General features: G+C 70.3%; 6 protein-coding genes and 1 tRNA gene. 5 read left to right on the top strand and 2 right to left on the bottom strand.

All coding sequences use genetic code 11. The features are described 5' to 3' along the window. The 3 genes from VHK87_RS13570 to VHK87_RS13560 all read left to right on the top strand — a co-directional run. The coding region (locus VHK87_RS13570) for a TOBE domain-containing protein (RefSeq protein WP_329635426.1) at positions 1-430 on the top strand (430 nt) is incomplete at its 5' end. After that, positions 427-1,323 (top strand): ABC transporter permease, encoded by an 897-nt coding sequence (locus VHK87_RS13565; RefSeq protein WP_329635425.1) that lies wholly within the window; start codon positions 427-429, stop codon positions 1,321-1,323. The genes VHK87_RS13570 and VHK87_RS13565, both read left to right, overlap by 4 nt. Next, positions 1,320-2,105, top strand: coding sequence for an ABC transporter permease (locus VHK87_RS13560; RefSeq protein ID WP_329635424.1), 786 nt, complete (start codon positions 1,320-1,322; stop codon positions 2,103-2,105). The genes VHK87_RS13565 and VHK87_RS13560 overlap by 4 nt, the downstream gene beginning before the upstream one ends. Before the next feature lie 36 nt (positions 2,106-2,141). On the opposite strand, the gene VHK87_RS13555 is transcribed toward VHK87_RS13560, so the two are convergent. Further along, entirely contained in the window at positions 2,142-3,530 is a 1,389-nt protein-coding gene (locus tag VHK87_RS13555) for an amidase (protein ID WP_329635423.1), read from the bottom strand. Positions 3,531-3,592: 62 nt separating this feature from the next. Here VHK87_RS13555 and VHK87_RS13550 point away from each other — a divergent pair. Both VHK87_RS13550 and VHK87_RS13545 read left to right on the top strand, forming a co-directional pair. Further along, positions 3,593-3,668 (top strand) — tRNA-Thr (locus VHK87_RS13550). Positions 3,669-3,691: 23 nt separating this feature from the next. Next, positions 3,692-4,189: a cytochrome c family protein gene (locus tag VHK87_RS13545; protein WP_329635422.1), complete on the top strand. Its 498-nt coding sequence runs from the start codon at positions 3,692-3,694 to the stop codon at positions 4,187-4,189. 220 nt (positions 4,190-4,409) lie between these two features. Here the strand turns inward: VHK87_RS13545 and VHK87_RS13540 are convergent. Beyond that, positions 4,410-4,603, bottom strand: a 194-nt coding sequence (locus VHK87_RS13540) for a hypothetical protein (RefSeq protein WP_329635421.1), incomplete at its 5' end; no start/stop codon positions are given.

Here is a 4,603-nt window from a genome sequence, read left to right as displayed (position 1 = left end):
CGAGATCTACGAGGCGCCAGCCAGCCGCTACGTGGCCGACTTCATCGGCGACGTGAACCTGTTCGAGGGCCTCGCCAGCAGCACGAGCGGCGACACCGCCCTGTTCGCCAGTCCCGACTGCCCCGGCGGCCTAGCCGCGCGGGTCGACGGGGGCGTGCCGCTCACCGGCAAGCTCTGCCTGGCCGTTCGCCCCGAGAAGATGGTCCTCCACCTCGACCCGCCGCCGGATGGGCCCAACCGGCTGGCCGGCAAGGTCGCCGACATCGGCTACCTGGGTGACTGGACCACCTATGTCGTCGAGCTGGAGGGCGGCCGCACGGTGCGCGCCGCCCGCGCCAACAGCGCCCGCCTGGTGGAGCGGCCGGTGGGCTGGGCCGATCCGGTCTGGCTCACCTTCGCGCCCGACGCGGCCGTGGTGCTGACCCGGTGAGCCGAAAGGACCGCTTCGGCCGTGCGGCGCTCGCGCCCCTCCTTTGGCTTGGCGTCTTCTTCCTCTTCCCCTTCCTGCTGGTCGCCAAGCTGTCCCTCTCGGACATCGCCCTGGCCGTGCCGCCATACGCCCCGCACCTAGACCTTCAGCGCGGCCTGGACAGCCTGCGGGCGTTCTTCGCGGCCCTCGATCTGGAGACCTACCGCCGCCTCGGCGAGGACCGCCTCTACCTCTCCGCCTACCTGTCGAGCCTGCGCATCGCGGCGATCTCGACGGGGATCCTGCTGCTCATCGGCTATCCCATCGCCTACGGCATGGCCCGCTGCCCGCCCGGGGCGCGCCAGGCGCTGGTGCTGGCGGTCATCCTGCCGTTCTGGACGAGCTTCCTGATCCGGGTCTACGCCTGGATCGCCATCCTCAAGCCCGCCGGCCTGCTGAACGCAGCGCTGGAGCCGCTGGGCGTGGGCCCGCTCAACCTCCTCAACACCGAGGCCGCCGTCCACATCGGCCTCGTCTACGCCTACCTGCCGTTTATGGTGCTGCCGCTCTACGCGGTGCTGGAGCGCCAGCCGGCCGAACTGCTGGAGGCGGCCGCCGACCTGGGCTGCACGCCGATCCAGGCCTTCTGGCGGGTGACATTTCCCATGTCGCTGCCCGGCGTCGCCGCCGGCGCCCTGCTCTGCTTCATCCCGATGGTCGGCGAGTTCGTGATTCCCGACCTGCTCGGCGGCTCAGAGACCCTGATGCTCGGCAAGGTGATCTGGACCGAGTTCTTCGCCAACCGCGACTGGCCGGCCGCCTCGGCCGTCGCCGTCGTCCTGATCGCAACCCTGATCGTCCCCATCACCCTTTACCAGCGCCAACAGAGCAAGATCTTCGGAGAGCGTCGATGAGGCGCGGCCCGTCCCTCTTCAACCTCGTCTCGGTGGGTCTGGGCCTTCTCTTCCTCTACGCGCCCATCGTCCTGCTGATCGTCTACTCCTTCAATGAGAGCCGGCTGGTCACCGTCTGGGGCGGCTTCTCCCTGCGGTGGTACGGCGAGCTCGCCCGCAACGAACAGCTGCTCGAGGCTGTCTGGATCACCGTCCGCATCGCCGCCCTCTCGGCGACCGTCGCCACCGTCCTCGGAACCCTCGCCGCTATCGCCCTGGTCCGCGGCGGCCGTTTCATCGGCCGCACCGTCTTCTCCGGCGCCGTGTACGCCCCGCTGGTCACCCCTGAAGTGATCCTGGGCCTCTCCCTGCTGCTGCTGTTCGTCGCGGTGGGCGCGCCGCGCGGCTTCTGGACCGTCGCCGCCGCCCACACGACGCTGACCCTCTGCTACGCCACCGTGGTGATCCAGGCCCGTCTCTCAAGCTTCGACCGCAGCCTGGAGGAGGCCGCCCAGGACCTGGGCTGCCCGCCCTGGCGCGCGTTCCTGACCATCACCCTGCCGATCATCGCCCCGGCCGTGGCGGCAGCCTGGATGCTGGCCTTCACCCTCTCCCTCGACGACCTGGTGATCGCCTCCTTCACCTCCGGCCCCGGCGCCACCACCCTGCCGATGCGCATCTACAGCGCCGTCCGCCTCGGCGTGACCCCCGAGATCAACGCCATCTCGACGCTGCTGATCGGCCTCGTCGCGACGGGGGTCATTGCGGCCTACCTGGCGCAGACGCGCAAACGCCTGACGTGACCCCCTTCCTTTCCCATTCCATGGGAAAGGAAGACGCTACAGCGGCGCCACGCGATCGAACCACGGCCGCGCCTGCTCCAGCTGGCCGGCGAGCCGGAACAGCCGCGCCTCCTCGCCCATCGGCCCGACGAACTGGATCCCGATCGGCAGCCCCTCGGCGCTCCAGGCCAGCGGCACGCTCATCGCCGGCTGGCCGGTGTTGTTGAACAGCTGGGTGTTGGTCATGAAGGCGAATAGCCGTTCCCGGAACGCGCCGGGCTCTTCCATCAGCCAGCCGACCGGCGGCGCCGGCCGCCCAGCCGTGGACAGCAGCAGCACGTCGAACCGCTCGAACAGCGCCGCCACCTGCCGGGTCACTGCGTGCACCGTCTGGATCGCCCGCACATAGGCCGACCCGCTGACGTCGGTGTTGCGGTACATGGCGAAGGTGCCGGGCTCCAGCTCGTGCGCCTCGATGGGCCGGCCGCGCCGCTCGGCCTCGGCGTCCAGCATGGCCGCGGTGCTGGCCGCGATCACCTGGCCCGCGGCCCTCGCCAACGCCTGCAGGTCGCCCGGGATCGCCGCCTCTTCCACATCGTGGCCCAGCGAGGCGCACAGCTCCGCCGCGTCCCGCACCGACGCCTGGCATTCCGGATCGATCGACGGCGCGGCGATCCCCTGGGTCGTGAAGGCGATCCGCAGCTTACCTGGGTCGCGCCCCACCTCCTCCACGAACGGCCGCTCAGGCGGCGCCAGGAAGTACGGGTCGCCGACCTGCGGCCGACAGACCACGTCCAGCAGGGCCGCCGAGTCCCGCACCGACCGCGTCACCGCATGCTGCATAGAGGCGCCGCCCCAGCCCTCGCCCAGCGGCGCGAACGAGACCCGCCCCCGGGACGGCTTCAGGCCGAAGAGGCCGCAGGCGTGGGCCGGCACCCGGATCGAGCCGCCGCCGTCGCTGGCGTGGGCCGCCGGCACAATGCCCGCCGCCACCGCCGCCGAGGCCCCGCCGGACGAGCCGCCCGGCGTGCGCGTCAGGTCCCAGGGATTGCGGCTCGGCCCGAACAGCGCGGGCTCCGTCACCGGCATCAGCCCGAACTCGGGCGTGTTGGTCTTGCCGAAGATGGCGAGTCCCGCCGCCAGGTAGGCCTTCACGATGGCGCTGTCCTGGGCGGCCACGCTGTCCTTGAACAGCGCCGAGCCGCCGGTCGTCCGCGTGCCCGACAGCTGCGCGCCCAGGTCCTTCAGAAGGAAGGGCGCACCTAAAAGCGGCCCATCCCCGCCCCCGCGCGGGGCGAACGTCTGGGTCACTGCGTTGATCTTCGGATTGACCTCTTCCAGCCGGGCCATGGCCGTCGCCATCAGCTCGTCGGCCGACACCTCACGCTTGGCGACCAGCTGCGCCAGCCCCAGTGCGTCGTGCCGCCGGTATTCGTCGAACCTCATCGCGATCCTCCTCGCCATCCGCCTTGCACTCGGCGCCCTGCGCGGCCAAAAGGTGGCGCAACGCCGGCTTAGCTCAGTTGGTAGAGCAGCGCTTTTGTAAAGCGAAGGTCGCGGGTTCGAGCCCTGCAGCCGGCGCCACGGGGATATGTTCAGGAGACCTCATGCAACTTCGCCCGCTGCTCCTCGCCGCCGCCTGCGCCGCGCTGGCCGCCTGCAATCAGGGCGGCGGGAACGAGAGCGCCTCCGAGCCGGCCGCCAGCGCGCCCGCCGCCGCGGTTCCCAAGGACCCCGAGGCCATCAAAGCCGCGCTCGCAGCCCTGCCCGCCCCCTACAACGCCGCCGACATCGAGAACGGGCGCAAGAAGTTCGGCCTATGCCGCTCCTGCCACACCATCGAGCCGGGCGCGCCCAACATGACCGGCCCCAATCTGCATGGCGTGTTCGGGCGCAAGGCCGCTTCGGTGGAAGGCTACAATTACTCCGACGCGCTGAAGGCCTCGAACATCGTCTGGTCGCCCGAGCCGCTCGACCAGTGGCTCGCCAAGCCTCAGGAGTTCCTGCCCGGCAACAAGATGACCTTCGTTGGCCTCAAGGAGCCGAAGGACCGCACCGACCTGATCGCCTATCTGATGGTGGAGTCCGGCTACAAAGCGCAGTAGCCGGGGGCGCCCAAATTGGGCACAACCGATACGCGTCTGCAACCTTGACGCGCGCGGCGGGCTAGGCGATCATCGTTACGCCAGCCGGACATCCGGCGGCCGGGACCCGGAGCACGCGGAGTCCCTTCCCCCCGCGGACGAGGCGATCCCCCAGCCCGTCCGCAAGACAGCCCATGATGACCTCGCCTTCCCCTGCTCGCAGGGGAAGGCGCCTCTTCGGCTACTCGGCGGCGTTGGCGACGCGCGCTTCCTCGCCCTGCTCGAAAGCCTGAATGCGGCGGGCGGTGTAAAGCGGCGAGCGGGTGTAGCGGGCCAGCACGTTGTAGAACACCGGCACGATGAATAGCGTCAGCAGGGTCGTGAAGATGGCCCCGAAGAAGATCACCACCCCGATGGTCTGACGGCTCTCGCCGC

This window comes from Phenylobacterium sp. (genome assembly GCF_036263695.1).
In the GTDB taxonomy this organism is placed as follows: domain Bacteria; phylum Pseudomonadota; class Alphaproteobacteria; order Caulobacterales; family Caulobacteraceae; genus Phenylobacterium.
Note: the sequence above shows the minus strand (reverse complement) of the source record. Positions and strands in the feature narration are given on the sequence as shown.